Genomic DNA, 25,267 nt, shown 5'->3' with positions numbered 1-25,267 from the left:
CGCGACGGCACCGAGCCTCCGGGGAGCCTCGGGTCAAACGGGACCTAGGTCCCGCGTTGACGCCCGACGGCGGCGCGCCCTGGCATCGCACCAGTGCTGACACGGGGGTCGATCTCGGCACTCATGCGATGCCAGCGCGCACGTGCGCGGGTGTGGGGGCGCGAGGCGTGCGCCGCGAGACCGGCGGCGCGAGATGTGAGCGCCGCGGGTCAGACCCCCGCCGGCTCCACCCCGAACTCCCGCAGCAGTGCGAGCACGCGCTGCTCGATCTCGTCGCGGATGGGCCGCACGGCCTCGATGCCCTGGCCTGCCGGGTCCTCGAGGATCCAGTCCTCGTACTTCTTGCCGGGGTAGTACGGGCAGGTGTCACCGCAGCCCATGGAGATGACGGAGTCGACCTCGCGCACCATCTCGTCGGTCCAGCGCTTGGGGCGCTCGCTCGAGATGTCGATGCCCTTCTCCGCCATGGCCTCGACGGCGACGGGGTTGAGGGCCTCGGCGGGGCCGGAGCCGCCCGAGTAGGCGATCGCGTCCTCGCCCGCGTAGTGCTTGAAGAAGCCGAGCGCCATCTGGGAGCGGCCTGCGTTGTGCACGCAGAGGAACAGGGCTGAAGGCTTGGCGGTCGGGTCGGTCATGAGGTGGCCTCTTCCGTATGCGGGGTCATGGTGGGGGCGAGCCGGGCGATGCGGTCGGTGATGAGCGCGAACGCGGCGTCGAAGGCGGCGTCTGATCCGTCGTCGGACGGGTTGGCGAACGACCAGTGGAGCGCGCTGGGGTCGGCGAGCTCCTCGTGGGCGGCGTCGCACACGGTGACGACGAGGTCGTCCGGTGCGAGCACGTCGTCCACGTGGCGGGGGGAGGCCGACGGGATGGTGACGCCCCCGCGGTCGGCGGCGGCGATGGCCGACGATGAGATGCGGTTGCCTGGGTGCGTGCCCGCGGACTCCGCAGGCACCGCGCTCGCGGCGTTCCAGGCGGCGGCGGCCATCTGCGACCGGGCGGTGTTTCCCGTGCAGACGAAGACGACGCGGCGTGCCGCGAGCTGAGGCGTGGGCGCCAGGTCTTCGAGCGCGCGGGGGGCGAGTGCGACGTATGAGCGGCGTCGGTCGGCGTCAGAGCGGCGCTTGGTCACCATGCCGACCGCCTCGAGCTGGCGCAGGTGATGCGCCATGAGGTTGGAGCTGATGCCGAGCTGCTCCCGCAGCTCTCCCGGGGTGGCATCGCCGAGCGTCAACAGGTCGACGATCCGCAGGCGGATCGGGTCGGCGAGCGCTGCATGGCGCGCGGCGCGGTCGGTCAGTGAGGACGAGGCGTTCATTGCCTCAATGATGGTTGAGGCTTCTCGTCGGTGTCAACCTTCGTCCGGACGAACCATCGAGGAACCACCGAGGGACGACGAGTCAGTCGACGTCGCCGTCCACGTACAGCCAGCGGCCGTCCTGCTTCACGAACCTGCTCGTCTCCCGCATCTGTCCCGTCGAGATCACCCCCGTGCTGTGATGCGCCACGAAGGTGACGGTGCCCTCGTCGTCGTCAGCGCCACCGCGTGTGGAGCCGAGCACCTCAAGTCCGCGCCACTCGACCGCTTCCACATCGAGCGTCGTCGGCACGGTGGTCGGGTGCCAGGTCCGGTGCAGGTAGCCCGCGTCCCGCCGCACGTACGCGGTGTAGCGGGAACGCATGAGCGACTCGGCCGTCGGCGGCTCGAGCTCGCCTTTCACGAACGGGCGGCAGCAGTCACCGTACGACTGCCCTGACCCGCACGGACACGCGACCATCAGCCCTCCTCAGACCCCGCGACCTCGTGCACGCGGGCAGCGAAGGCATCGCAGTCCGCCGCCGGGGTGTCCCAGGCGCACATGAGCCGCACCTCCACGGTCTCAGCGCTGCGTCCGGGCCGCCAGTCGTAGAAGCGGTAGTCGCGTCGCACCTCGTCGGCGATGGCGCGCGGCATCTCCACGAAGACCGCGTTCGCGGCGGTCTCCTGGGCGAAGCGAAGCGTCCCGGCGTTGGCCAAGGGCTGCAACGACTCCCGCAGCGATGCCGCCATCGCGTTCGCGTGCCGCGCGTTCCGGAGCCACAGCGGGTCGCCCGACCCGTCAGCGGAGGTCATGAGCGCGGTCAGCTGCGCGGAGATGTACCGCATCTTGGAGCCGAGCTGCATGGTCTGCTTGCGTACGAACGGCAGATCGTGTGCGAGGCCCGAGGCGAGCTCCGGGTTGAGCACCACGACGGCCTCGCCCAGCATCGCGCCGTTCTTGGTGCCTCCGAAGGACAGCACGTCGGCCCCTCCGCAGGCGTCGAGCAGGCTCACGCCGAGCGCCGCCGCCGCGTTCGCGATGCGGGCTCCGTCCACGTGCACCTTGATGCCGCGTGCGTGCGCCGCGTCCACCAGCGCCGTGATCTCCTCCACCGAGTAGACGGTGCCCACCTCCGTGCTCTGCGTGAGCGAGAGGACCGCGGGCTGTGCACGATGCTCGTCGCCCAGGTCGGGCGTGTAGCGGTCCAGCTGCGCGGGCAGGATCTTGCCGTCGGGCGCGGGAAGCTCGAGGACCTTCAGGCCGCCCACCTTCTCCGGCGCGCCGCCCTCGTCGTTGTGGATGTGCGCGTGCTCCGACGCGATGACGCCGCCGCCCCAGCGGGGGCTGAGCGCGAGCAGTGACGTGACGTTCGCGCCTGTGCCGTTGAACACGGGGAAGCCGACGGCGTGCTCGCCGAAGGTCGCACGGATCGCCTCGTCGAAGGCGCCGGTGACCGAGTCCGATCCGTACGCGGGCTCGTGGCCGCCGTCGGCCGACGCGATCGCGTCCAGCACCTCCGGATGCACGGAGGCGTAGTTGTCGGACGCGAAGTGGACGGTCATGGTCATGCGGTCAGGTCCCTCACCCATTCGGTGCGCTCGGTGCGGAAGCCCGCCTTGCGCAGATACTCACGGTCAGTCATCTCGTGCGGGGTCAGCCGCACCTGGCGGAAGCCCGCCTCGGGAAGCGCGTGCGAGTCGCGGTACACGAACTGGCCCGGCGTGAAGTTGCGGAAGCGCGGCTTGACCCAGTCGAGCTCGACCTCGCCGACGCCGTCGCCCGCCTCGCGCACGGCGACCACGCCGACGGCCTCATCGCCGCGCACCACCAGGAACGAGTGCCGGACGACGCCATCCGCGGGCTCGGCGCTGAACTCGGGGGCGAACTGGGCGATGTCGTCCTTGTAGAGCGTCAGCACGTGACGCAGGTAGGGGCCGTCGGAGGGCACGGGGATCACCTTGTAGACCTCAGGGTCCTTCGCCTCCTTGTAGAGGCGGTTCAGCCAGTACGCGTTGATCACCACGATCGCCACGTTCATCGCCACATACGGCCAGATGCCGTAGATCAGGTTGTAGGCGGTCGCGATCGTCGAGCCGATCAGGTTCATCCACCGGAAGGTCAGCATCCGCGCCTGCATCAGCGAGACGACGATGAGGATGGATCCAATCCACCCGAAGATCTCGAACACCACATCGCTCATGGGACCAGCGTAGGGCCGCCACGGGGTGCCACCTGTTGCCGTGGGGACCCCGTGAGGTGGCCGCGCGCCCGCGGTGACGGTGCGCACCGCAGGCGCCGCGTACCCTCGATCCATGACCGACTCCGTGCGCGCCGACGTCTGGGTGTGGGCGGTGCGCCTCGCGAAGAGCCGCACGCAGGCGACCGAGGCGTGCAAGGCCGGCCACGTGCGGGTGCGCGGGGAGCGGGCGAAGCCGTCCACGCCCGTGCGTGTCGGGGATCGGGTGATCGTCAAGGGCGGCGCTCGCGAGCGGATCGTCGTGGTCCGCAAGCTCCTGCTCAAGCGCGTGGGCGCCGAGCCCGCGCAGGAGGCGTACGAGGACCACAGCCCACCGCCGCCCAAGCGCGAGCACAGCGCGGCCTTCGCCGTCCGCGACCGTGGCGCAGGCAAGCCGACCAAGCGCGAGCGTCGTCAGCTCGACAAGCTCCGCGGTCGACGCTAGCGGCGCCCGGGACGGGCTCCAGGGAGACGGAGCGTCAGCGTCGAACCGGGCCCAAGGTCCGGGTGCATCGTTCACCGCCGCCCGACGGTGACGGTATGTGACCTATCTCACCTCCCCGCTCCTCACAGACGATGGTTCGTCACCGATGAACCATTTGTATTGCCTGGTAACCAAGGTGTTGTGAGGAGAATGAAATGAACGGTCCACTGGTGGGGACGCTGCGTCGACGCGGGATCCGCGTCTCGCTCCGCTGGCAGCTCGCGGGCGTCGTCGGCGTCGTGATGGTCATGCTCGGAGGCGCCTCGATCGTCGCCTCGCTCGAGCTGCGCGACCAGGGTGCGGACAGCTATCACGCGGTGAGCGACGTCGGTGGCGTGTTTGCGCGGATCATCACTCTCGATGAGGCGCTCGACAGCGTGCGCATCCACAGCGCTGCCATGGCGTCGCTGTCTGGCGGGGAGGCCGAGGCCGCGTGGGTGGAGCAGCAGGCGCTGTACGGCGACGTGGACGAGGCGCTCGCCGCGCTGCGCGACGTGACGGACGACGCGTTCGGGAGCCCGCTCGACACCGTCGCTCTCGAGGAGGCGTGGGCGCGCTACCGGGACAACGAAGCGGTCGTGACCGGCGAGGCAGTCGGCAACACCCTTCTCGCCGAGTCCTCCCGTGACACCGTGGGGGAGTCGCTCGACGCGGCGGCCGCCGACCTTGCGACGCAGACCTCGGCGCGGGTCGAGGAGCTCGCGCTCCAGAGCCAGGCGGATGGCCGAGACGCGGTGGTGCTGGTGATCGGCCTGGTCGCGGGAGGGGTGCTCCTCTCCGGGATCGCTGCGCTCGTGCTCGGCGCGGCGCTCGGCCGCTCGGTGCGACGGGTTCGGCAGGCGCTCGAGGCGATGGCCGAGGGCGACCTGACCGTGGCCGCATCGGTGGACAGCCCCGACGAGATGGGTGACATGGCCGCTGCTCTGACGATCACACAGGCGTCGCTGCGGAGCACGATGGAGCAGGTCGTCGCGTCCGCGCGCACCGTCGCTTCGGCGGCTGATCAGCTTGCGGCCGCGAACGCGCAGATCGCTGCAGGGACTGCGCAGTCGTCGCTGCAGGCCACCGAGGTGGCACGCACCGCCGGCGAGGTCAATGACTCCGTGGAGGCCGTCGCGGTCGGTTCCGAGCAGATGGGGTCGTCCATCGCGGAGATCTCCGGCCACGCGAACGACGCTGCGACCGTCGCCGCCTCAGCCACGCAGATGGCGCACACGACCACCGAGCATGTGGCCCGTCTCGGCGTCTCGAGCCAGGAGATCGGCGAGGTCATCAAGGTGATCACCACGATCGCGGAGCAGACGAACCTGCTCGCGCTCAACGCCACGATCGAGGCAGCCCGTGCAGGGGACGCGGGACGTGGGTTCGCGGTGGTCGCGAGCGAGGTCAAGGAGCTGGCGCAGGAGACGGCGCGCGCCACGGAGCAGGTAGCGCAGAGGGTCGCGGCGATCCAATCCGACGCGGCCGACTCCAGTCGGGCCATCGGGGAGATCGGCGACATCATCGACCGGATCGACGGCCTGCAGAATCAGATCGCGGCCGCCGTGGTGGAGCAGACCGCGACCGCGGCGGAGATCTCGCGCTCCGCCGCGCTCGCGGCGACCGGCACCTCCGGCATCGCGGAGAGCGTGTCCGGCATGGCGCGGGACTCGAGTGAGGCGAGTGAGGTGCTGACCGGAGTCGGTGACTCCGTGGCGGAGCTGGCGCAGCTCGCCGGTGACCTGCGCGACCAGGTCTCCCACTTCCACTACTGACATGACGCGGCGACGCTGGCTCCAGGGTGCACCTGGGCCCGGCGTCGAACCGCTTCACGCGCCCCCTAGGACTGAAGTCCCTACTAGGCCCCTCGTTGCGGACGATGGGTGCGTCAGCACGAGCACCTCACTCACTGACGAACCCGGGGGAAACCATGACCACGTCCGCACCTGGCCGCCGCAGGCCACGCTTCACGCTTGCCGCCCAGATCTTCACCGCCGTCGGCTCCGTCGTCGCCGCGCTCGCGGTCGTGGGCACCATCTCCATCTCGACGCTGCACAGCATCGAGGACGAGAGCGCCGAGCTGCTCGCCGCGCAGGGGCGCATGGAGGACTCGGTGAACTCGCTCGAGGACGCGCTGTGGGAGGCACGCTCCGCGACCTATCGCCTGGGCGGCGTCTCGGAGGCCAAGGTGGCCGACATCGTCGAGGACATGCAGTTCCACCAGACGGAGTTCGAAGAGGAGCTCGACGCCTACGTCGCCGACTTCTCGCGGACCTTCGGGGAGGAGGTCTACGGTCTCGACCTGATCGATTCCACGTGGGATGGCTACAAGGCTGCGGTCAACTCCGTGTGGGTGCCGACCGAGGGCGTCGAGCCCGCGACCGAGTCGACCATCACCGGCTACGACTGGACCATCACCTCGCTCGTTGAGGAGTTCGCGTACGCGATCGACGTGCGCATCGAGGCTCGGCAGGCGGAGATGGTCGCGCACTCGAACGCCGTCATCATGATCACCACGGTCCTGCTCGTCGCAGGCATCGCGGTCGGCGTCGTGGTCGGCTGGTGGACCTCCCGCCGGATCTCCCGCTCGGCGGCCGCCGTGAAGACGTCTCTCGAGGCCATGGCCGACGGCGACCTGACCTCGACCGCCCGCGTCACCTCGAACGACGAGATGGGAGACATGGCGTCGTCCCTCGGCACGGCACAGGGCGCGCTTCGCGAGACGATGGCCGAGGTCATCAGCTCCGCGCAGACGGTCGCTGCGGCCGCCGAGGAGCTGTCCGCGTCCAACGCGCAGGTGGCCGCAGGCTCCCAGGAGACCTCGACGCAGGCGGGCGTCGTCGCCGCATCGGCCGATGAGGTGAACCGGTCGGTTCAGGCCGTCGCGTCGGGTGCCGAGCAGATGGGTGCCTCCATCAAGGAGATCTCTCACAACGCGAACGAGGCCGCCCGCGTCGCCGCCAACGCGACGAGCGTCGCCGAGTCCACCAACGCGCAGGTGGCGAAGCTTGGCGTCTCCAGCCAGGAGATCGGCAACGTCATCAAGGTCATCACCGGCATCGCCGAGCAGACCAACCTGCTCGCGCTGAACGCGACCATCGAGGCTGCGCGTGCCGGCGAGGCGGGCAAGGGCTTCGCCGTCGTCGCCGGAGAGGTCAAGGACCTCGCTCAGGAGACGCAGAAGGCGACCGAGGAGGTGGCGCGGCGGGTCCAGGCCATCCAGGAGGACACCGGCGGCGCCGTCGAGGCGATCACCGAGATCTCCGAGATCGTGAAGCAGATCAACGACTTCCAGATGACCATCGCTTCGGCCGTGGAGGAGCAGACCGCCACGACCACCGAGATGTCGAGGGGTGTCGCCGAGGCGGCGACCGGATCGGCGGACATCGCCGGCAACATCTCGACCGTCGCCCAGGCGTCGGCCGACTCGGCCCAGGTGCTCGACCAGATCGGCGCCTCGGTGAACGAGCTCGCGGAGCTCAGCTCGCACCTGCGGGCCAAGGTCGAGTACTTCACCTACTGAGGCACGCGACGAGGGGCCCCGGGGAGCGATCCCCGGGGCCCCTCGTGCGCGGCTCAGCGACTGTCAGGCACCCGGTGGGCGACCACCAGGTACCCCGATGGTCAGTGGTTCTGGTCGATCGGCTTCGCGCCCCAGATGCGGTCCAGGTAGTCCTGGATCGACCGGTCCGAGCTGAAGAACCCGCTGCGGGCGATGTTGAGGATCGCCGAGCGGCTCCACGACTCGTAGTCCGCGTACGCCGACTCGACGCGTTCCTGCGCGTCCATGTAGGACCGGAAGTCGGCGAGCGCCATGAAGCGGTCGCGCTGCGTGAGCGACGCGAAGATCGATCCCGCGGCCCCGTCCCTGTCGCCGCCCGTGAAATGGCCGGAGCCGATGAGGTTCAGGGCCGCCTTCAGCTGCGGGTCGGACTCGTAGTAGGCGCCCGGGTCGTAGCCCTCGGCCTGCAGGTCCGACGCCTCCGGCTCCGACATGCCGAACAGGAAGAAGTGGTCGTCGCCCACGAGCTTGCGGATCTCGACGTTCGCGCCGTCGTCCGTGCCGATCGTGAGGGCGCCGTTGAGCGCGAACTTCATGTTGCCCGTGCCCGAGGCCTCCTTGCCGGCGAGCGAGATCTGCTCGGAAAGGTCGGCCGCAGGGATCAGCATCTCCGCGAGCGTCACGTTGTAGTTGGGCGGGAAGGCGACCTTCAGGCGGCCCTCGAGCGACGCGTCGGCGTTGATGGTGCGGCCGATCGCGTTGATGAGCTCGATGGTCTCCTTGGCGCGCACATAGCCCGGGGCCGCCTTGGCACCGAACACGAATGTGCGCGGCGTCACCGACTCGAGCGGGATGCGGCCCGACTTGATGCCCTCGTACAGCGACACGATGTGCAGCAGCTTGAGGCTCTGACGCTTGTACTCGTGGAGGCGCTTGACCATCGCGTCGACCATGCCGTCGCCCGCGAGCTCGATGCCGTCACGGTCCTTGAGGACCTGTGCGAGACGGTGCTTGTTGGCGCCCTTGATGTCGCGGAAGGCGCGACGGAACTCGGGGTCGTCCGCGAGCGGCTCGAGGTTGCGCAGCTGCTCCAGGTCGGTGATCCAGCCGTCGCCGATCCCCGCGGTGATCAGCTCCGAGAGGCCGGGGTTGGCGAGGCGGACGAAGCGTCGCGGCGTGACGCCGTTCGTGACATTCGTGAACTTGTCGGGCCACATCTCGGCGAAGTCGTTGAGCACCTTGTCCTTGAGGAGCTCGGAGTGCAGCTCGGCGACGCCGTTGACCTTGAAGCCCGCGACCGTGGCGAGGTGGGCCATGCGGACCGCGCGGCCGGGCTCCTCGGCGATGATGGACATGCGGCGCACGCGCAGCTCGTCTCCCGGGAAGGCCTCGCGGACCTCCTCGAGGAACTCCTCATTGATGCGGTAGATGATCTCCAGGTGGCGGGGCAGCAGGCGGCCCAGCAGCTCGACCGGCCACACCTCGAGCGCCTCCGGCAGCAGCGTGTGGCACGTGTAGGCGAAGACCTTCTGCGTGACCGCCCACGCGTCCGCCCAGTCCCAGCCCTTCTCGTCGACCAGGATGCGCATGAGCTCGGGCACAGCGATCACCGGGTGGGTGTCGTTCAGCTGCCACGTGATGCGGTTCGGCAGGTTGTGGAGGTCGTAGTCCTCGGGCAGCACGTGATCCAGGAAGTCCCGCAGCGACGCGGCGACGAAGAAGTACTGCTGCTGCAGGCGCAGCTCCTTGCCCTGCGGCGTCGAGTCCTCGGGGTACAGGACCTTGGAGATGTTCTCCGCGAAGGTGCGGGCGCGGACCGCCTCCGTGTACTCGCCCGCATTGAACTCGCGCAGGTCGAAGTCGTGGCGGGCGCGGGCGCTCCACAGGCGCAGCGTGTTCACGCGACCGTTGCGGTAGCCCGGGACCATGTAGTTGTACGGCTTGGCGGTGACGTGCCACGACGGGACCCAGGTGCGGGCGCCCTCGGCGCTGTTGGTCGCCTCCTCGGTGTGCCCCCCGAACCACACCGGCACCGAGTACTCGGGGTGCGGCAGCTCCCACGGGGAGCCGAGGTGCAGCCAGTGGTCCGGCTTCTCCACCTGCTTGCCGTCCACGAACGTCTGCTTGAAGATGCCGTACTCGTAGCGGATGCCGTAGCCGACCGACGGGACGTTCAGCGTGGCCAGCGAGTCGATGAAGCAGGCCGCCAGGCGACCGAGGCCGCCGTTGCCCAGCCCGGGCTCCACCTCGACGGCGCGCAGCTCCTCGATGTCCTCACCCAGGTTGGCGAGCGCGTCGCGCGCGATGTCCTCGAGGTCGGCCGCCAGCAGCGCGTTCTCCAGCTGCGGGCCTAGGAGGAACTCGGCGGACAGGTACGCGACGGTCTTCGCCTGGTCGCGGTGCTGGTTGCGGAGGGTCTCGAGCCAGCGGGTCGTCAGATAGTGACGGACCGCGCGGGACAGCGCGAAGTACTTGTCGTTCGCGCTCGCGCGATCGAGGTCGACTCCGCGACCGTAGTTGAGCTCACGCAGGAAGGACCGCGTGAAGCTCTCGACTGAATGCTCGGGGACCGCCAGCGGCGGAGTGTTCTCGCTCACATGGGGCAATCTACGCGCAGTCCGCGCCCCTGTCAGCAGGTCTCAGGGCCCGGTCGAGGGCGGTCAGGGCGCCTCTGTGGAGGGCTGCGGCCCCGCTCCCAGGCCCGTCGCCGGACGCGCGGGGCCGAACTGCTGCTCCTTCATCCGCTCGAGCAGATCCTCCTGCAGCGTGCGGTTGGTCCGCTGCAGGTCGGACAGCACCCCGAGCGCAAGCGACAGCAGGGATCCCACGAGCAGCAGGGTGCCCAGGATCAGCGACTGGAAGTGGTTCCCCTGATCCCCCTGCAGGAGCAGGATCGCGTAGCGGACGAACGGCGAGAGCCCCACCACGCCGAACACGACGGCCAGCAGCGCGAACACCGTCCACGGCCGATACATCAGGTAGGAGCGCAGGATCGCCTTCGCGGACTGCGCCATGTGCACCCACATGTTGGAGAACAGGCGCGACTCGCGCGTCTTGGGGTTGGTGTGGATCGGCACCGAGTCGATCGCGAGGCGCTTGTTGCCCGCCTGGATGATGGTCTCCATCGTGTAGCTGAAGCGCGTGACGATGTTGAGCCGGTAGAGCGAGTATCGCGAGTAGGCGCGGAACCCCGAGGCGGCGTCGGGGAGCTCGGTGCGGGCCGCGCGGTTCACGACCCACGACCCGAGGCGCTGCATCTGCTTCTTGAACGGCGAGAAGTGAGCGATCGTGCGCGTCTGACGATCGCCGATCACGATCTCCGCCTTCCCGGCGAGGATCGGCGCCACCAGATCCGGGATCCGCTCCTGCGGGTACTGGTTGTCGCCGTCGGTGTTGACCACGATGTCGGCGCCGTGCGCCAGCGCATGCTCCACGCCGTCCCTGAACGACCGGGCGAGGCCCATCGTCGTCGTGTGCCGCAGCACGTGATGCGCGCCGTGCGCGAGGGCCACCTCGCCCGTGCGGTCGGTGGAGCCGTCGTCGATCACGACGATCTCCAGCTCGTCCACGCCCGGGATCTCGCGCGGGATCGAGTCGAGCACCGCGGGCAGGGTCTCCTCCTCGTTGAGGCAGGGCACCTGGATGACGACCTTCATGAATCCCCAGCGTAGTGCCGCTGCACAGCAAGGGAGGCGGTCCTGACACGCCCGCGAGCCGCGTCCACGGTGCGTCGACGAGCACGGGTCTCGCCGGTCTCGGCGCGCGCCCTGTCCGCGAACGAGGCTTTGCGACACAATGGGCGGGTGACCTCGTTCGTTGATCGCCACATCGGTCCTGCCGACGACGCTGTCGAGACCATGCTCGACACCGTCGGCTACTCCTCGCTCGCCTCGCTGGTCGAGGCCGCCGTGCCGGAGTCGATCCGGCTCGACGACGTGCTCCAGCTGCCAGAGGCGCGGGACGAGCACGTGGTGCTCGACGCGCTGCGCGGCATCGCGACCAAGAACCGCACCGCGGTGCAGATGATCGGTCAGGGCTATCACGACACGATCACCCCCAAGGTGATCCAGCGCGGCATCCTCGAGAACCCCGCCTGGTACACGTCCTACACGCCGTACCAGTCGGAGATCTCCCAGGGTCGCCTCGAGGCGATGCTGAACTTCCAGACGATGATCGCGGACCTCACCGCGCTCCCGATCGCCGGCGCCTCGCTCCTCGACGAGGCGACCGCCGTCGCTGAGGCCGTGCTGCTGATGCGCCGCGCGGTGAAGGGCAAGGAGGGCGGCGTCATCGTCCTCGACTCGGAGACGCTCCCGCAGACCGTCGCGGTGGTGCAGGCGCAGTGCGAGGCGATCGGCCTGCCCGTGCGCGTCGAGGACCTCTACGAGGACTGGGAGGCCCCGGAGGACCTCGTCGGCCTCGTGGTCCAGCAGCCTGGCGCGTCCGGACTGCTGCGTGACGTCGCCCACGTGATCGACAAGGCCCACCAGGTCGACGCGCTGGTCACCGTCGCCGCCGACCTCCTCTCGCTCGCGATCGTCAAGGCGCCCGGCGAGCTCGGGGCCGACGTGGCCGTCGGCTCCGCGCAGCGCTTCGGCGTGCCGCTGTTCTTCGGTGGTCCGCACGCCGCCTTCATGTCGGTCCGCTACGGCCTCGAGCGCCAGCTCCCCGGCCGCCTCGTCGGAGTGTCCGTCGATGCCGACGGCAACACCGCCTACAGGCTCACCCTCCAGACGCGCGAGCAGCACATCCGCCGCGACAAGGCCACCTCCAACATCTGCACCGCGCAGGCGCTGCTCGCCGTCGTCGCCAGCATGTACGCCGTCTACCACGGGCCCGACGGGCTCCGCGAGATCGCGATGAAGGTCCACTCGACCGCCGTCGCCGCCGCGGACGCCCTCACCGCCGCGGGCATCCATGTGCGCCACGAGCACTTCTTCGACACCGTGATCTGCGAGGTGCCTGGGGGAGCCGACTCCGTGGTCGCGCGTGCCGCCGTCGAGGGCATCAACCTGCGTCGCGTGGACGCCGACGCCGTCGCGATCGCGTGCGACGAGGTCACCCGACTCGACATCCTCGACAAGGTCGTGGAGGCGTTCACCGCCACCAAGCGCCACCCGATCTACACGCCGCCGCGCGTGGCGATCCCGCGCGAGCTGCGCCGCACCAGCGACTACCTCACGCACCCGATCTTCCACGCGCACAGGTCCGAGACGTCGCTCATGCGTTACATGCGACGCCTCGCCGACCGCGACCTCAGCCTCGACCGCACGATGATCCCGCTCGGCTCGTGCACCATGAAGCTCAACTCGGCGATCGAGATGGCCACGATCAGCTGGCCCGGCTTCGCGAACATCCACCCGTTCGCGCCCGCCGAGCAGACTCGCGGCTACCGCGAGATGATCGGCCAGCTCGAGGACTGGCTGGCCGAGATCACCGGGTATGCCGCCGTGTCCGTCCAGCCGAACGCGGGCAGCCGCGGCGAGTACGCGGGCCTGCTCGCGATCCGCGCCTACCACCGCTCCATCGGCGAGGAGCAGCGCGACATCTGCCTGATCCCCGCGTCGGCGCACGGGACGAACGCGGCCTCGGCGGTTCTCGCCGGCATGCGGGTCGTGGTGGTCGGGACGGCGTCCGACGGCGAGATCGATCTGGACGACCTCAATGCGAAGCTCGCCACCCACGGCGACGCGGTCAGCTGCATCATGCTCACCTATCCGTCCACGCACGGCGTCTACGAGGCGCACGTGGGCGAGGTGTGCGCCGCCGTGCACGAGGCCGGAGCCCAGGTGTACATCGACGGCGCGAACCTCAACGCGCTGGTCGGCCTCGCCAAGCCGGGACACTTCGGCGGCGACGTCTCCCACCTGAACCTGCACAAGACGTTCTGCATCCCGCACGGCGGTGGCGGCCCCGGGGTGGGCCCCGTCGCCGTCGCGGAGCACCTCGTTCCGTTCCTTCCCGAGCTCCAGCAGACCGTGCGTCGGCCCCAGGAGCTGCTGCGCCGCGGGGCCCCCGTCTCCGCCGCGCCGTACGGTTCGGCCGGCATCCTCCCCATCTCGTGGGCCTACATCGCCCTCATGGGCGGCCCGGGCCTGCTGCGCGCCACCCAGGTCGCGGTGCTGTCCGCCAACTACGTGGCCACGCGGCTCGACGAGGACTACCCGGTGCTCTACAAGGGTCCGAACGGTCTCGTCGCCCACGAGTGCATCCTCGACGTGCGCCCGATCACGAAGGCGACAGGCGTCACCGCCGAGGACATCGCGAAGCGACTGATCGACTACGGCATCCACGCGCCCACCATGTCCTTCCCAGTCGCCGGGACGCTCATGGTCGAGCCCACCGAGTCGGAGGACCTCGCCGAGATCGAGCGCTTCATCGAGGCGATGAAGGCCATCCGCGAGGAGATCCGCGCGATCGAGCGGGGAGAGATCGCAGCCGCCGACTCCGCGCTGCGGCACGCGCCCCACACCGCCGCGTCCGTCGCGGGCGACACCTGGGAGCAGGCGTACCCCCGCACCCAGGCTGCCTTCCCCGTCCCCGCGCTCAAGTCCGACAAGTACTGGCCGCCCGTGCGCCGGATCGACAACGTGTTCGGCGACCGCAACCTGGTGTGCGCATGCCCGCCGCTCGAACTCTTCGAGGACCCCGCGGAGTAACGTCCGCCTCCGCCGCCCGCCGCGGGCGGGCAACCCCTCATGTCCGAGGCCGATCGCGCCGATGTGGAGTACGCGACAAAGCCTTGGTTCCGGCGTGCCCGGAGACTAGCCTCGATCCCTTGATCGAGCACGCCATGAGGAAGGGAGACGCCGATGGGTGACGATGCCGCCTACGCGGTCGCCTTCCTGACGGGACTGGGCCTCTTCCTGGCCGGATACGTCCTCATGGGCTTCGGCCTCGGCGCGGCTCTGCGCCAGCTCGGTCGCCCCGTCGGACCGGCGTGGATCCCTGTCGCCAGGTGGGTCGCCGCGGCGCGCGCCGCCGATGGCTCGGCCGTCGCCACCGGAACGGTCCGGTCGCTCGAGGCGGCCGGTGTGCTCGCCGCAGCCGGCGTGATCGGTGCGCTCGCGGTGGGTGCTGACCTGCCTCGCGCCGCCTGGGTGCTCCCGCTGCTCGTCGCCGCGCCCTTCGCCGTCGCCGGATGGATCCTCTGGATCCTCCACGCCGGCTGGCTCAGCGCCCGCCTCAGGGTCCCCCGCGGACTCGTCGTCGTCGCCGCGATCGCCCCTCCCGTCTGGGGCTTCGTCGCGGCATCCATGGCCGCACGCGACGTGCGACCGATCACCGGTGCGATCCCGATCGTGTCCGAGGCGTCGTCCGCAGACGACTCCGACGACCTCGACGCCGAGGCCCCCACGATCACGCAGCCAGTCATGGCCCCCTTGTCCACACCCCTGCCAGTGCGCAAGACTGCTGGGGACGAAAAGTCCCGCTCTGAGGCTTTCGTCCGACAGCAGTCCCCCGCCACCGCCGTCGCGCCGTCGCCGAGGCTCGCGCCGCCGGCTGCCGTACCGGCCGCGATCCCGTCGCGGCAGCTCTTCGAGGAGACTCCAGTGACCACACCCTCAGATCCCGATCGACCGATGCCGTGGTCGCCGCCGCCGTCCTCGCCGACGCCCGCGGCTGAGCAGCCTCACGTGGCGCCCACGCAGCCCGTGTCTCCGTACGAGCGTCCGGCCGAGGTCACGGGGGCCGACGAGCTCGCGACTGCCGGCATGCCGACCCTCGGTGATGACGATCAGTCCGGCCGCGACACGGGCAAGCGCATGCCCGACCCGCTGCCCGGACCCCCGCCCGCCTCGCAGGAGGAGACCCCGGCGTGGAAGGGCGTGTTCGACGACGCGACGATCGCCGCGCTCCTCAACTCGGGCTTCGGCGACGAGGACGAGGACGACGACCTGGACCAGACGCGCGTCAGCCCGCGTCGACGTGAGCCATGGGAGCTCGTCACCCGCGACGGCGTGACCTACGCGCTCACCAGCGCCGTCACGATCGTGGGACGCATCGGCGGCAGGCCCGGCGCGGACGGCGCCGCTCGCATCGACATCGCGGACCCCACGCGCACGATGTCGAAGACGCACGCCCGGCTCGTCTGGATCGACGGACTGTGGATGGTCGAGGACCTTGGCTCCACGAACGGCACCCTCCTCGTCGACTCCCACGGCCGCGAGACCGTCGTCCCGCCCCACGCGCCCACTCCGCTCGTGGGCCGCGTCATGTTCGGCGACTTCGAGATGGTCCTGCGACGGGTCGGCGACTGACGGCGCCGCACGGGGCGCAAGTTCCGACGCGACTACGCTGAACCCGTGAACTCCGCACCGCTCCGCTCGCCCCTGCACGATGAGCATGTCGCCCTCGGCGCGACGCTCGTGGACTTCGCCGGCTGGGAGATGCCGGTCCGCTACTCGGGAGACATCGCCGAGCACACCGCGGTCCGCACCGCGGCGGGCCTGTTCGACCTGAGCCACATGGGCGAGCTGTCGGTGCGCGGCGCCGAGGCGGAGGCCTTCCTCGACGATGCGCTCGTCGGGCGCATGAGCGCGGTCGCGCTCGGCGGCGCGAAGTACACGATGCTGTGCGCCGCCGACGGAGGCGTGATCGACGACCTGATCGTCTACCGACGCGACTGGGACCACTACGTGATCGTCGCGAACGCGGCCAACCGGGACGCGGTCGCCGCCGAGCTCGCCGAGCGGGTCGAGGGCTTCGACGCCGACGTGGAGGACATCTCCGACGACATCGCCCTCATCGCGGTCCAGGGTCCCGCCGCCGAGGCGATCGTGCAGCGCATGACCGAGCGCGGAGCCGACGACGTCGAGGCCATGAAGTACTACGCGTCCGCGCCGATCCTCCTGGCCGGGGGCATCCACGCGTTCGTCGCGCGCACCGGCTACACGGGCGAGGACGGGTTCGAGCTGTTCGTCGGCGCAGATGAGGCCGCCGCGGTATGGCAGCTGGCGCTCGCCGAGGGTGCCGCGGACGGGATCGTGCCCTGTGGCCTGTCCTCACGCGACACGCTGCGGCTCGAGGCCGGGATGCCGCTCTACGGGCATGAGCTCACCCGTGAGACCACCCCCTTCGAGGCGGGGCTCGGCCGCGTGGTCGTGTTCGGGACGGAGAAGAATCCCCGCGGGGACTTCGTGGGCCGGGCCGCTCTCGAGTCGGCACGCGACGCGTGGAACGCCGCGCTCGCAGACCCCGCCGCGGCGGGCGGCGAGAAGACTCTTGTGGGCCTCGTCGGTGACGGCCGACGGGCCGCGCGAGCCGGCTACAGCATCGTCGACGAGTCCGGCGCCTCCGTGGGAACCGTCACCTCCGGCGCCCCGTCGCCCACGCTCGGCAAGCCGATCGCGATGGCCTACGTGCCGCTTGCGCTCGCGTCCGAGGGCACCGCTGTCCATGTCGATGTGCGTGGAAGGCGGGAGTCGATGACCGTGACCGCGCTACCGTTCTACAAGAGGACCGCCTGAGTCCCCATGGCCAGCCTGTAAGGAAGGACCACTGATGGCACACGTTCCCGAGGAGCTCCTGTACAGCGAGGAGCACGAGTGGGTGTCCGGCGAGCTCGCCGAGGACTCGGTCGTCACCGTCGGCATCACCGAGCACGCCGCTGAAGCGCTCGGCGACATCGTCTACGTCGAGCTGCCCGCGGTGGGCGACTCGGTCAGCTCGGGCGAGGTCTGCGGCGAGCTGGAGTCCACCAAGGCCGTCAGCGAGATGTACTCGCCCGTGACCGGAGAGGTCGTCGCGGTCAACGAGGAGCTGTCCGACGCTCCCGAGACGATCGGCGAGGACGCCTATGGAGAGGGCTGGATCTTCAGGGTCCGCCTGGCTGAGGAGCCGTCGGGGCTGCTCGACTCCGAGGCGTACGCGAAGATCACCGAGTGACCTCGGATCCCGTCCCCGCGGGAGACCACGAGCCGCACGGCCAGGTCCCCGTCCATGGCGCGCCGCGCCTCGTGGTCGCGGCGGCCATCACCGACGACCTCGAGCAGCCGCGCCTGCTGTTCGCTGCACGACGCTCGGCGCCTCCCGTGTTCGCGGGCCTGTGGGAGTTCCCTGGCGGCAAGGTCGACGAGGGGGAGACTCCCGAGGAGGCCCTGCACCGCGAGCTCGACGAGGAGCTGGGCGTCGAGGTCGAGCTCGGCGATGAGATCCCGGGTCCTGATCAGGGCATCCTTCTGCCCGATGGCACCGACACCGGCCCCGCATGGGAGCTCCGCGCCGCTGACGCCGACGGACCGCGGCTGGTGCTGCGCGTGTGGTGGGCGACCCTCAAGCCCGGCGAGGACGGCTCGCTGCCCGAGCCGAAGCCGCTCGAGGACCACGACGAGCTGCGCTGGCTCGAGCCCGGTGCCTGGCGCGATGTGCCGTGGCTGCCGGCCGACACCCGCATCGTCGAGGCGCTCCTGGACGACGCGATCGCGCGCCTGCGCAAGGGGTTCTGCTAGGACGCTGTCCGCGACACGCAGCCCGCGATGTGGTCGTCGACCAGTCCGCAGGCCTGCATCGCCGCGTACATCGTGGTCGGTCCGACGAACACGAAGCCGACCTTCTTGAGGGCCTTCGCGAGGGCGACGGACTCGGGGATCTGTGCGGGTACATCGGCCCAGGTGGCCGGAGGCGTCGACCGAGGCTCCGGGGCGTGAGCCCAGACGATCTCGTCGAGCGAGCCGCCCTCAGCCTGGAGCGCCACGAGCGCCTGTGCATTCGTGATCGCGGCCTCGATCTTCCGACGGTTCCTGATGACGCCCGCGTCTGCCATCAATCGCTCCACGTCGTCGGCCCCGTAGGTGGCGACCACGTGTGGATCGAACCCGTCGAACGCCGCGCGGAAGCCCTCGCGCTTGCGCAGCACGGTGATCCACGCGAGTCCTGACTGCATGGCCTCGAGCACGAGCCGTTCGTACAGTGCCGTGTCTCCGTGCACGGGGACGCCCCACTCCTCGTCGTGATAGGCGGCGTAGAGGGGATCGTCGTTGCCGAAGCAGCGGATCGCGAGCTCGGTGGGGTTCGTCATGCGCCCAGTCTGCCAAGCGCCTGTGACGCGCTGGACGGTCTCGCGGCTGCCTGCGGACACGAGACAACGAGGCGCGGCCTGGGGACGCCGGTGGGTCTGCGCTCGGGAGAGCCCTTCGTGACCGGAGACGTCCGGCGCCGTCGCATCGCTTCACGGAACCGGCATGACCGACACCTGTCCACGGCACCGCGGGCCAAGTGTGCGTATCCTCTGCGCCATGACCATCGCGGGTCTCCTGCGCCATGAGCGTCCGACTCTCAGCTACGAGCTGTTCCCTCCCCGCACCCCTGCGGCGGAGGAGACGCTGCGTGCCACGATGAAGGTGCTCGCGGACACGCACCCGGACTTCATGTCGATCACGTACGGGGCCTCAGGCACCACGCGGTCCACCTCCCGCGGCGTCGTCCAGATGCTCGCCGAGGCGCACACCATCCCGCCGCTCGCGCACCTCACATGCGTCGACCAGTCCCGCGACGAGCTGATCACCGTGATCGAGGAGTACCTCGAGGAGGGCGTCCTCGACTTCCTGGCGCTGCGTGGGGACCCGCCCCAGGGCACCCCGGACTGGCGGCCGCACCCCGATGGGCTGCTCTACGCGAGCCAGCTCGTCTCGCTCGTCCATGAGGTGGCGCGAGCGCACGGCGTCAGCGACATCTGCGTGGGCGTGGCCGCGTTCCCTGCCACGCACGCGATGGAGCGATGGCGACAGTCGGCGATCGACGTGATGCGCTTCAAGGAGCGCGCGGGGGCGCAGTTCGCGATCACCCAGGTGTTCTACGAGGTGGAGCAGTACACGGCGCTGGTCGAGGATGCGCTCGCGCATGGCGTGACGATGCCGATCATCCCCGAGGTGATGCCGATCGTGTCGACCAGGCGTGCCGTCCGCGCGTCCGAGCTGACGGGCGTCCCGACCCCCGTCGAGCTCGTCGCGGCGCTGGAGGCGGCGGAGTCCGACGATGCGGCGCGCGCGGCAGGAGTCGCCCATGCGGCACGACTGTCGCGAGAGCTGCTCGACGCCGGTGCCCCAGGAATCCACATCATCACCTTCAACCAGTCGGCGGCCGCGCTCGAGCTGGTCGAGGCGATGGGTCTGCGCGCCAGCTGAGGTCCCGCCGCGTGTGCGGTCCCGTGGCGGAATCCGCGTCGCCTGAGCCGCGTTAGCCTGCTCGTACCCCGTCCGAAAGGAAGCCATGTCCGACGAGACCCTGCCCAAGTCGATCTCGATGACCCGTGAGTCCGAGGGTGTCTACACCGTGACGACCCAGTCCGGCGCGACGCTGACGTTCGGTCGCGGTGAGGGGCTCGTCTCCCCGGTCGAGCTCCTGCTGGCCGCGATCGCCGGCTGCTCGAGCATCGATGTGGACATGATGACGACCCGTCGCGCGGAGCCCGATCGCTTCGACGTCACCGTGACCGCGGAGCAGGTGAAGGGCGAGTCCGGGAACATCCTGCGCGACATCGCGGCGGTGTTCGATCTCGCCTTCCCCGAGGGCGAGGACGGCGACAAGGCGCGCGCCCGCATCGCAACCGCCCTGAAGGCGAGCCACGACAAGTACTGCACCGTCTCTCGCACTGTCGAAGCAGGCGTCCCCGTCTCACTGGTTGAGAAGGACTGACCACCCCTCGGACGCGCGAAGCATCCAGATGACACCTGTCCAAGTCGCCTGGCAGGAGCATGACCGCAGGCAGAACCCTTCACAGGCGTGTTTCGCGTAGGTAAACTCGCGCGCACCCACTCGGCGCACGAAGTCGCGCGTCGACAAAGCGCAATGGCGAGCCCGCCGCGCATGCCACCCATGAGGAACTCATGTCTGACAACACCCCTGTTGCCGTGCCCACCCCTGCCTTCCCCGGCGGGACCGTCCTCGGATACCCGCGCATCGGACGCATGCGCGAGCTCAAGAAGGCGCTCGAGTCGTTCTGGAAGGGAACGACCACCGAGGCCGACCTCGAGGCGACCGCGAAGGAGCTCCGCTCCGTCACCCGTGAGCGAATGGCTGGGCTCGGCCTCGCGAAGGATGACTCGTCGATCCCGTCGAACTTCTCGTTCTACGACCACGTGCTCGACGCTTCCGTGACGTTCGGCGCGATCCCCACCCGCTTCGCTCGCCTGCGCAAGGACGACGGCTCGGTGGACCTGGCCGGCTACTCGACCATCGCTCGTGGCGAGGGCGCCGACGCCCCGCTCGAGATGACCAAGTGGTTCGACTCGAACTACCACTACCTGGTGCCCGAGATCGGACCGGAGACCACGTTCGCGCTCTCCTCCACGCGCTGGGTGGACGAGTTCACCGAGGCCAAGGGCGCCGGCTACCTGACCCGCCCGGTCATCACCGGTCCGCTCACCTACCTCTACCTCGCCAAGCCCTCGGACGACGCGCCCACGGGCTTCGCGCCGATCGAGCGCCTCGACGACCTGCTGGCCGTGTACGTCGAGCTCCTGGCCGCCTTCAAGGCCGCGGGAGCCGAGTGGGTTCAGATCGACGAGCCCGTGCTCGTCGCGGACATCGACGCCGACCGTGCCGACGTGCTGGCGAACGCCGAGAAGGTCTACGCCGCCCTCGCTGCAGCCGCGGAGCGTCCTCAGATCCTGGTCGCCGCCCCCATGGGCTCTCTCGAGGATGCGCTTCCCGTGCTCGCCGCCTCCGGCGTCGAGGCCGTCGCGCTCGACCTCGTCAAGGGCGCCGTGCCCGAGGGCGTGGACCTGGCTGGTCTGACCGTGGTGGCCGGCGTGGTCGACGGCCACAACATCTGGCGCACGGACGCCGACAAGGCGCTCGCGAAGCTCGAGGCGGTCGCCGCGCTCGGCGGCGCGGTCGCAGTCGGCACCGCGACCTCGCTCTTCCACGTGCCCCACACCCTCGAGGGTGAGGAGCACCTGGGTGAGGAGCTTCTGAGCTGGCTGTCCTTCGCCGACGAGAAGATCGGTGAGGTCGTCACCCTGGCCACCGCGCTGCGCGAAGGCGAGGACGCCGTGGCCGATGCGCTCGCGGAGACCCGCGCCGCGCTGGCGTCCCGGGCAGCGCACCCGGGCACCAACCGTGCCGACGTGCGCGACCGCCTCGCGGCGATCACGCCTGCGGACCGTGACCGTGCTGCCTACCCGGTCCGCGAGGCCGCACAGCACGAGCGCTTCCAGCTCCCCGAGCTCGCCACGACGACCATCGGCTCGTTCCCGCAGACCCCGGAGATCCGCAAGTCCCGTGCCGCATGGGCCAAGGGTGAGATCGACGACGCCGCGTACGAGGCCGCGATGAAGGCCGAGATCCAGTCCGTGGTGAAGCTGCAGGAGGACCTGGACCTCGACGTTCTCGTCCACGGCGAGGCCGAGCGCAACGACATGGTCCAGTACTTCGCCGAGCTGCTCGACGGGTTCTCCGTCACCAAGAACGGTTGGGTCCAGTCCTACGGCTCGCGCTGCACGCGCCCGTCGATCCTGTGGGGTGACGTCGCACGTCCCGAGCCCATGACGGTGCGCTGGGCGCAGTACGCGCAGTCACTGTCGGACAAGCCCGTCAAGGGCATGCTCACCGGTCCGGTGACGATCCTCGCGTGGTCCTTCGTGCGCGATGACCAGCCGCTGTCCGTGACCGCCGACCAGGTGGGCCTCGCGCTGCGCGACGAGGTGACCGACCTCGAGGACGCCGGCATCGGCATCATCCAGGTGGACGAGCCCGCGCTCCGTGAGCTGCTGCCGCTGCGCAAGCGAGACCAGGCGGCCTACCTCGAGTGGTCGGTGGGCTCATTCCGGCTCTCGACTGCGGGCGCCAAGGACGACACGCAGGTCCACACGCACCTCTGCTACTCGGAGTTCGGCGAGATCATCGACGCGATCGACGGCCTCGACGCCGACGTGACCTCGATCGAGGCGGCGCGCTCGCGCATGGAGGTGCTGCCCGCGATCCGCACCCACGGCTACGAGCGTCAGATCGGTCCGGGCGTGTGGGACATCCACTCGCCGCGCGTCCCGTCCACGCAGGAGATGACCGAGCTGCTGTCGCTGGCCAAGGAGTCCATCCCCGGCCGTCAGCTGTGGGTCAACCCCGACTGCGGTCTCAAGACGCGTGGCTACGAGGAGACCGTCGCGAGCCTCGAGAACCTCATCGCGGCCACCAAGGCGGTTCGCTAGCCGCCACCGCGTCGAAGGGCTGGGCATCCGGATCCGGATGCCCAGCCCTTCGTGCACTCGGCCCGACGCCGCGGTGACCGGTGAGCTAGGGCGTCAGCCCGGTGCAGGCGGCGTTCTCGACGTACCCGTTGACGGAGTCGAAGCGGACGCCGGGCGTATCGCTGTTCTTCCCGCCAGGGATGCGGAGCTGCACGCACCAGTCGTCGATCGCGCCACCTCCGGTGAAGCCGACGAACTCCACGTCGGGTGAGACGCCGAGCACCTTCTCCGAGTTGATGAAGTAGTAGTCGCCGTCCGAGGTCACGGCCAACGACGTCGCCTCGTCGTCCCAGGCGGCGCGGATCTGGATGCCCAGGTTCATCGCGTCGGCCTGCGCGACTGCGTCCTTGGCCCTGGCCTGGTGGTTGAGGTAGATCGGCACCGCGATCGCGGCCAGGACGGCGATGATGACCACGACGACGAGGATCTCGACAAGGTTGAAGCCGTCGTCGCGGCGTAGATCTGTGCGGTGCTGCATGGTGCCCCCCTCAGAGCATGCTCCCGTCTCCGACGTCCCTCGCGTCGATGCCCGGGGTGGCACGCGTTCTCACTATCGTGACCGAGAGTGGAACTCAGCGCAACAGTCCGCGCATCTGTACGCGGGGCGTCGCCGGTACGTACGGGACCAACGGGGAGGAAAGGGGTGGCGCTCGTCAGTCCTCGAGCAGCAGCTGCCAGATCCCGACGTCGACCCACTGGCCGTGCTTGAACCCGACCTCGGTGAAGGTACCCACCCGCGAGAACCCGAACCGCTCGTGGAGCGCGGCTGACGCGTCGTTGGGGAGCGCGATGCGCGAGTATAGCCCGTGCGCAGGGGAGTGCCGCGAGCTGTCCGGCAGGTCTCGCACCCTCTCGATCAGCGCGCCGTAGAGCAGCGTGCCGATGCCTCCGCCGCGCGCGTCGGGATCGAGATACACGGTCAGCTCGAGTGCGTGCCGGTAGGCGTCGCGCTCCTGAAAGGGGCCGGCGTAGGCGAAGCCGAGCATCGTGCGCTCGTCGGCGTCCTCGGCGATCAGCCACGGCAGGCCAGCGGACTGGACCTTCGCGATCCGTGCACCCATCTGCTCGACCGGGACCTCCTCGGTCTCGAAGGAGATGACGGTGTCCCTGACGTACGGGTTGTAGATCGCGGCGGCGGCGGCGCCGTCATCGGGCGTGGCGTCTCGCAGCGTGGGGCGGAAGGGCATGGCCGTATCGTCTCAGCAGAGCGATGGGCCTGTCACGCTGCTCGCGGCACCGTCTCAGGCCACGGCGGGCGCCCTGTCGACCTTCTCCTCGTAGGCGCGCTTGCGGCGCAGGTACCGCCAGCCGCCCAGCATGAGCACGATGCCGAGGGCGCCGGCCCAGGCGGTCACCGTGAAGCCGCCCCCCGAGCCGTAGGTGTCGATCGCCAGGCCGGTGAGCCAGGCGCCGAGCGCGACTCCCATGTCCAGGCCGACCCGCGTCCAGGCCATGCCCTCGGTGAGCCTGCTGCGGGGCACCAACGCGTGGACGACGCCATCGCCGACGGCCATGGTCGGCGCGATCGCGAGGCCCGTGAGGAACATGAGTACCGCGAGCCATGCGAGCGACCCGGCGAGGTGGAAGGTGATCGCGCCGATTCCCGACGCCGTGACGCCCCAGAGCAGACGAGAGGCGAGGGTGCGCTGCCACACGCGCGAGCCGTAGAGCAGGCCGCCGACGAGCGAGCCGAGCGCGAAGATCGCGAGCACGGGACCCGACCACGCCATCTGGTCCAGCTCCTCGGCGAGGGCCACCGTGGACGCGTCGGCCGAGGCGAAGAGGGCGCCCTGGGTGGCGAAGATGATGGACGTCAGGATCAGGGCGGGCGTCGTCACGAGGAGGTGGCCGCGGAGCGGACGGCGGTAGCGGCGCACCTTGCGCGGGCGCTCCAAGCCGATGCGGGGGAGCGAGCCGTCGATCACGGGAGCCGACGTCAGCGGCGAGGTGCCCGCGTCGCCTCTACGTGCCGGTGGCTCGGTGTCCTTGAGCGAGAGGAACACGTAGCCGCCGATCAGCAGGGTCGTCGCGGCCACGATGGACGGCACCCACGATCCGATCTGCGTCGCGAGGATGGTGGCCGTCGCCGGGCCGGCGATGAACAGCACCTCCTCCATGGAGCTCTCCAGGGAGAACGCGGAGTTCAGGGCGTGCCGATCGGGCACGATGTGGGTCCAGCGGGCGCGCGTGAGCGTGGACTGCGCGCCGGTGGTCGCGAAGAAGGGCACGATCAGCAGCAGCACCCAGGTGGGCGCGTGCGCGAGTGCGGCGGCCACGAAGCCGAGTCGAGCGGTGACGGCGATCGCGAAGCCGATCCGCAGCACCCTCGACTGGCCGTGCTCGTCCACGAGCCTGCTCACCTGCGGGTTGATGAGCGCGGCACCGACGGCGAGCACGCCGACCACGAGCCCCGCGGTGGCGTACGAGCCGTACTCGAGCTGGACGAGCAGGAAGGTCGCCAGCGAGGTCATGCCCATCTGGATCCGGGAGAACAGCCCCCACCACATGAAGCTGCTGGCGCCGGGCAGCGCAAGGATGTCGCTGTAGCGCGAGAACATCGTCACACCTCGCTGAAGG

The 25,267-nt window shown here is 69.9% G+C and carries 22 protein-coding genes; 11 read left to right on the top strand and 11 right to left on the bottom strand.

Annotation, left to right across the window (positions count from 1 at the left end):
• Nucleotides 1-209 precede the first annotated feature (209 nt).
• The 5 genes from QQX04_RS04935 to QQX04_RS04915 form a co-directional block, all read right to left on the bottom strand.
• Nucleotides 210-635 carry an arsenate reductase ArsC gene (locus QQX04_RS04935; RefSeq protein WP_301126801.1) on the bottom strand — a complete coding sequence of 142 codons (426 nt, stop codon included), beginning with the start codon at nt 633-635 and terminating at the stop codon, nt 210-212.
• Complete coding sequence (locus QQX04_RS04930; protein ID WP_301126799.1) at nt 632-1,318, bottom strand: arsenate reductase/protein-tyrosine-phosphatase family protein; 687 nt, start codon at nt 1,316-1,318, stop codon at nt 632-634. Before QQX04_RS04930 ends, QQX04_RS04935 begins: the two co-directional genes overlap by 4 nt.
• Nucleotides 1,319-1,400: 82 nt before the next feature.
• A complete protein-coding gene (locus QQX04_RS04925) occupies nt 1,401-1,778 on the bottom strand; it encodes a YchJ family protein (RefSeq protein WP_301126798.1) in 378 nt (125 codons plus the stop codon).
• Nucleotides 1,778-2,869, bottom strand: coding sequence for a threonine aldolase family protein (locus tag QQX04_RS04920; RefSeq protein ID WP_301126796.1), 1,092 nt, complete (start codon nt 2,867-2,869; stop codon nt 1,778-1,780). The genes QQX04_RS04925 and QQX04_RS04920 overlap by 1 nt, the downstream gene beginning before the upstream one ends.
• Nucleotides 2,866-3,501, bottom strand: a complete 636-nt coding sequence (locus QQX04_RS04915; protein ID WP_301126794.1) for a hypothetical protein — start codon at nt 3,499-3,501, stop codon at nt 2,866-2,868. The genes QQX04_RS04920 and QQX04_RS04915 overlap by 4 nt, the downstream gene beginning before the upstream one ends.
• 112 nt (nt 3,502-3,613) lie before the next feature.
• Here QQX04_RS04915 and QQX04_RS04910 point away from each other — a divergent pair, with 112 nt between their 5' ends.
• From QQX04_RS04910 to QQX04_RS04900, 3 genes are all read left to right on the top strand, one after another.
• Entirely contained in the window at nt 3,614-3,982 is a 369-nt protein-coding gene (locus QQX04_RS04910; RefSeq protein WP_301126793.1) for an RNA-binding S4 domain-containing protein, read from the top strand.
• Between the two features lie 194 nt (nt 3,983-4,176).
• Complete coding sequence (locus QQX04_RS04905; protein ID WP_301126791.1) at nt 4,177-5,775, top strand: methyl-accepting chemotaxis protein; 1,599 nt, start codon at nt 4,177-4,179, stop codon at nt 5,773-5,775.
• 155 nt (nt 5,776-5,930) lie between these two features.
• On the top strand, nt 5,931-7,523 hold the full coding sequence (locus QQX04_RS04900) for a methyl-accepting chemotaxis protein (protein ID WP_301126789.1): 1,593 nt from the start codon (nt 5,931-5,933) through the stop codon (nt 7,521-7,523).
• Nucleotides 7,524-7,624: 101 nt separating this feature from the next.
• On the opposite strand, the gene QQX04_RS04895 is transcribed toward QQX04_RS04900, so the two are convergent.
• Entirely contained in the window at nt 7,625-10,099 is a 2,475-nt protein-coding gene (locus tag QQX04_RS04895) for a glycogen/starch/alpha-glucan phosphorylase (protein ID WP_301126788.1), read from the bottom strand.
• 63 nt (nt 10,100-10,162) lie between these two features.
• Entirely contained in the window at nt 10,163-11,158 is a 996-nt protein-coding gene (locus QQX04_RS04890; RefSeq protein WP_301126786.1) for a glycosyltransferase family 2 protein, read from the bottom strand.
• Between the two features lie 147 nt (nt 11,159-11,305).
• Here QQX04_RS04890 and gcvP point away from each other — a divergent pair, with 147 nt between their 5' ends.
• From gcvP to QQX04_RS04865, 5 genes are all read left to right on the top strand, one after another.
• On the top strand, nt 11,306-14,161 hold the full coding sequence (gcvP, locus tag QQX04_RS04885) for an aminomethyl-transferring glycine dehydrogenase (RefSeq protein ID WP_367312937.1): 2,856 nt from the start codon (nt 11,306-11,308) through the stop codon (nt 14,159-14,161).
• A 153-nt stretch (nt 14,162-14,314) separates the two neighbouring features.
• On the top strand, nt 14,315-15,763 hold the full coding sequence (locus QQX04_RS04880) for an FHA domain-containing protein (RefSeq protein WP_301126784.1): 1,449 nt from the start codon (nt 14,315-14,317) through the stop codon (nt 15,761-15,763).
• Between the two features lie 45 nt (nt 15,764-15,808).
• The gene (gene gcvT, locus QQX04_RS04875; RefSeq protein ID WP_301126782.1) at nt 15,809-16,972 is read left to right on the top strand and encodes a glycine cleavage system aminomethyltransferase GcvT; all 1,164 of its coding nucleotides are present in this window, start codon (nt 15,809-15,811) and stop codon (nt 16,970-16,972) included.
• 34 nt (nt 16,973-17,006) lie between these two features.
• Entirely contained in the window at nt 17,007-17,390 is a 384-nt protein-coding gene (gene gcvH, locus QQX04_RS04870; protein WP_301126781.1) for a glycine cleavage system protein GcvH, read from the top strand.
• The gene (locus tag QQX04_RS04865) at nt 17,387-17,953 is read left to right on the top strand and encodes a (deoxy)nucleoside triphosphate pyrophosphohydrolase (RefSeq protein WP_436968460.1); all 567 of its coding nucleotides are present in this window, start codon (nt 17,387-17,389) and stop codon (nt 17,951-17,953) included. The genes gcvH and QQX04_RS04865 overlap by 4 nt, the downstream gene beginning before the upstream one ends.
• On the opposite strand, the gene QQX04_RS04860 is transcribed toward QQX04_RS04865, so the two are convergent.
• Nucleotides 17,950-18,522 carry a DNA-3-methyladenine glycosylase I gene (locus QQX04_RS04860; RefSeq protein WP_301126779.1) on the bottom strand — a complete coding sequence of 191 codons (573 nt, stop codon included), beginning with the start codon at nt 18,520-18,522 and terminating at the stop codon, nt 17,950-17,952. The two genes, QQX04_RS04865 and QQX04_RS04860, sit on opposite strands and share 4 nt — an antisense overlap.
• A 217-nt stretch (nt 18,523-18,739) precedes the next feature.
• Between QQX04_RS04860 and QQX04_RS04855 the strand changes: the two genes are divergently transcribed.
• From QQX04_RS04855 to metE, 3 genes are all read left to right on the top strand, one after another.
• On the top strand, nt 18,740-19,627 hold the full coding sequence (locus QQX04_RS04855) for a methylenetetrahydrofolate reductase (RefSeq protein ID WP_301126777.1): 888 nt from the start codon (nt 18,740-18,742) through the stop codon (nt 19,625-19,627).
• A gap of 85 nt (nt 19,628-19,712) precedes the next feature.
• Nucleotides 19,713-20,138, top strand: coding sequence for an OsmC family protein (locus QQX04_RS04850; RefSeq protein WP_301126775.1), 426 nt, complete (start codon nt 19,713-19,715; stop codon nt 20,136-20,138).
• A 191-nt stretch (nt 20,139-20,329) separates the two neighbouring features.
• Nucleotides 20,330-22,651 (top strand): 5-methyltetrahydropteroyltriglutamate--homocysteine S-methyltransferase, encoded by a 2,322-nt coding sequence (metE, locus tag QQX04_RS04845; RefSeq protein ID WP_301126769.1) that lies wholly within the window; start codon nt 20,330-20,332, stop codon nt 22,649-22,651.
• Nucleotides 22,652-22,736: 85 nt separating this feature from the next.
• On the opposite strand, the gene QQX04_RS04840 is transcribed toward metE, so the two are convergent.
• The 3 genes from QQX04_RS04840 to QQX04_RS04830 form a co-directional block, all read right to left on the bottom strand.
• Nucleotides 22,737-23,168 carry a prepilin-type N-terminal cleavage/methylation domain-containing protein gene (locus tag QQX04_RS04840; RefSeq protein ID WP_301126768.1) on the bottom strand — a complete coding sequence of 144 codons (432 nt, stop codon included), beginning with the start codon at nt 23,166-23,168 and terminating at the stop codon, nt 22,737-22,739.
• Nucleotides 23,169-23,343: 175 nt separating this feature from the next.
• Nucleotides 23,344-23,877 carry a GNAT family N-acetyltransferase gene (locus tag QQX04_RS04835; protein WP_301126766.1) on the bottom strand — a complete coding sequence of 178 codons (534 nt, stop codon included), beginning with the start codon at nt 23,875-23,877 and terminating at the stop codon, nt 23,344-23,346.
• 54 nt (nt 23,878-23,931) lie between these two features.
• Nucleotides 23,932-25,248: an MFS transporter gene (locus tag QQX04_RS04830; RefSeq protein WP_301126764.1), complete on the bottom strand. Its 1,317-nt coding sequence runs from the start codon at nt 25,246-25,248 to the stop codon at nt 23,932-23,934.
• Between the last annotated feature and the right edge of the window lie 19 nt (nt 25,249-25,267).

It is taken from the genome of Demequina zhanjiangensis, from assembly GCF_030418315.1.
GTDB lineage: Bacteria > Actinomycetota > Actinomycetes > Actinomycetales > Demequinaceae > Demequina > Demequina zhanjiangensis.
The sequence above is the reverse complement of the archived record's forward strand: the minus strand, read 5'-3'. Positions and strand labels throughout refer to the sequence as shown.

Bases quoted from the DNA above. Each gene is read 5' to 3' on its own strand.
- gcvH (WP_301126781.1), top strand. From the start codon at position 17,007: ATGGCACACGTTCCCGAGGAGCTCCTGTACAGCGAGGAGCACGAGTGG.
- QQX04_RS04880 (WP_301126784.1), top strand. From the start codon at position 14,315: ATGGGTGACGATGCCGCCTACGCGGTCGCCTTCCTGACGGGACTGGGC.
- QQX04_RS04840 (WP_301126768.1), bottom strand. From the start codon at position 23,168: ATGCAGCACCGCACAGATCTACGCCGCGACGACGGCTTCAACCTTGTC.
- QQX04_RS04930 (WP_301126799.1), bottom strand. From the start codon at position 1,318: ATGAACGCCTCGTCCTCACTGACCGACCGCGCCGCGCGCCATGCAGCG.
- metE (WP_301126769.1), top strand. From the start codon at position 20,330: ATGTCTGACAACACCCCTGTTGCCGTGCCCACCCCTGCCTTCCCCGGC.
- QQX04_RS04835 (WP_301126766.1), bottom strand. From the start codon at position 23,877: ATGCCCTTCCGCCCCACGCTGCGAGACGCCACGCCCGATGACGGCGCC.
- QQX04_RS04910 (WP_301126793.1), top strand. From the start codon at position 3,614: ATGACCGACTCCGTGCGCGCCGACGTCTGGGTGTGGGCGGTGCGCCTC.
- QQX04_RS04850 (WP_301126775.1), top strand. From the start codon at position 19,713: ATGTCCGACGAGACCCTGCCCAAGTCGATCTCGATGACCCGTGAGTCC.
- QQX04_RS04900 (WP_301126789.1), top strand. From the start codon at position 5,931: ATGACCACGTCCGCACCTGGCCGCCGCAGGCCACGCTTCACGCTTGCC.
- QQX04_RS04925 (WP_301126798.1), bottom strand. From the start codon at position 1,778: ATGGTCGCGTGTCCGTGCGGGTCAGGGCAGTCGTACGGTGACTGCTGC.
- QQX04_RS04830 (WP_301126764.1), bottom strand. From the start codon at position 25,248: ATGTTCTCGCGCTACAGCGACATCCTTGCGCTGCCCGGCGCCAGCAGC.
- QQX04_RS04855 (WP_301126777.1), top strand. From the start codon at position 18,740: ATGACCATCGCGGGTCTCCTGCGCCATGAGCGTCCGACTCTCAGCTAC.
- QQX04_RS04890 (WP_301126786.1), bottom strand. From the start codon at position 11,158: ATGAAGGTCGTCATCCAGGTGCCCTGCCTCAACGAGGAGGAGACCCTG.
- QQX04_RS04920 (WP_301126796.1), bottom strand. From the start codon at position 2,869: ATGACCATGACCGTCCACTTCGCGTCCGACAACTACGCCTCCGTGCAT.
- QQX04_RS04860 (WP_301126779.1), bottom strand. From the start codon at position 18,522: ATGACGAACCCCACCGAGCTCGCGATCCGCTGCTTCGGCAACGACGAT.
- QQX04_RS04905 (WP_301126791.1), top strand. From the start codon at position 4,177: ATGAACGGTCCACTGGTGGGGACGCTGCGTCGACGCGGGATCCGCGTC.
- QQX04_RS04935 (WP_301126801.1), bottom strand. From the start codon at position 635: ATGACCGACCCGACCGCCAAGCCTTCAGCCCTGTTCCTCTGCGTGCAC.
- QQX04_RS04915 (WP_301126794.1), bottom strand. From the start codon at position 3,501: ATGAGCGATGTGGTGTTCGAGATCTTCGGGTGGATTGGATCCATCCTC.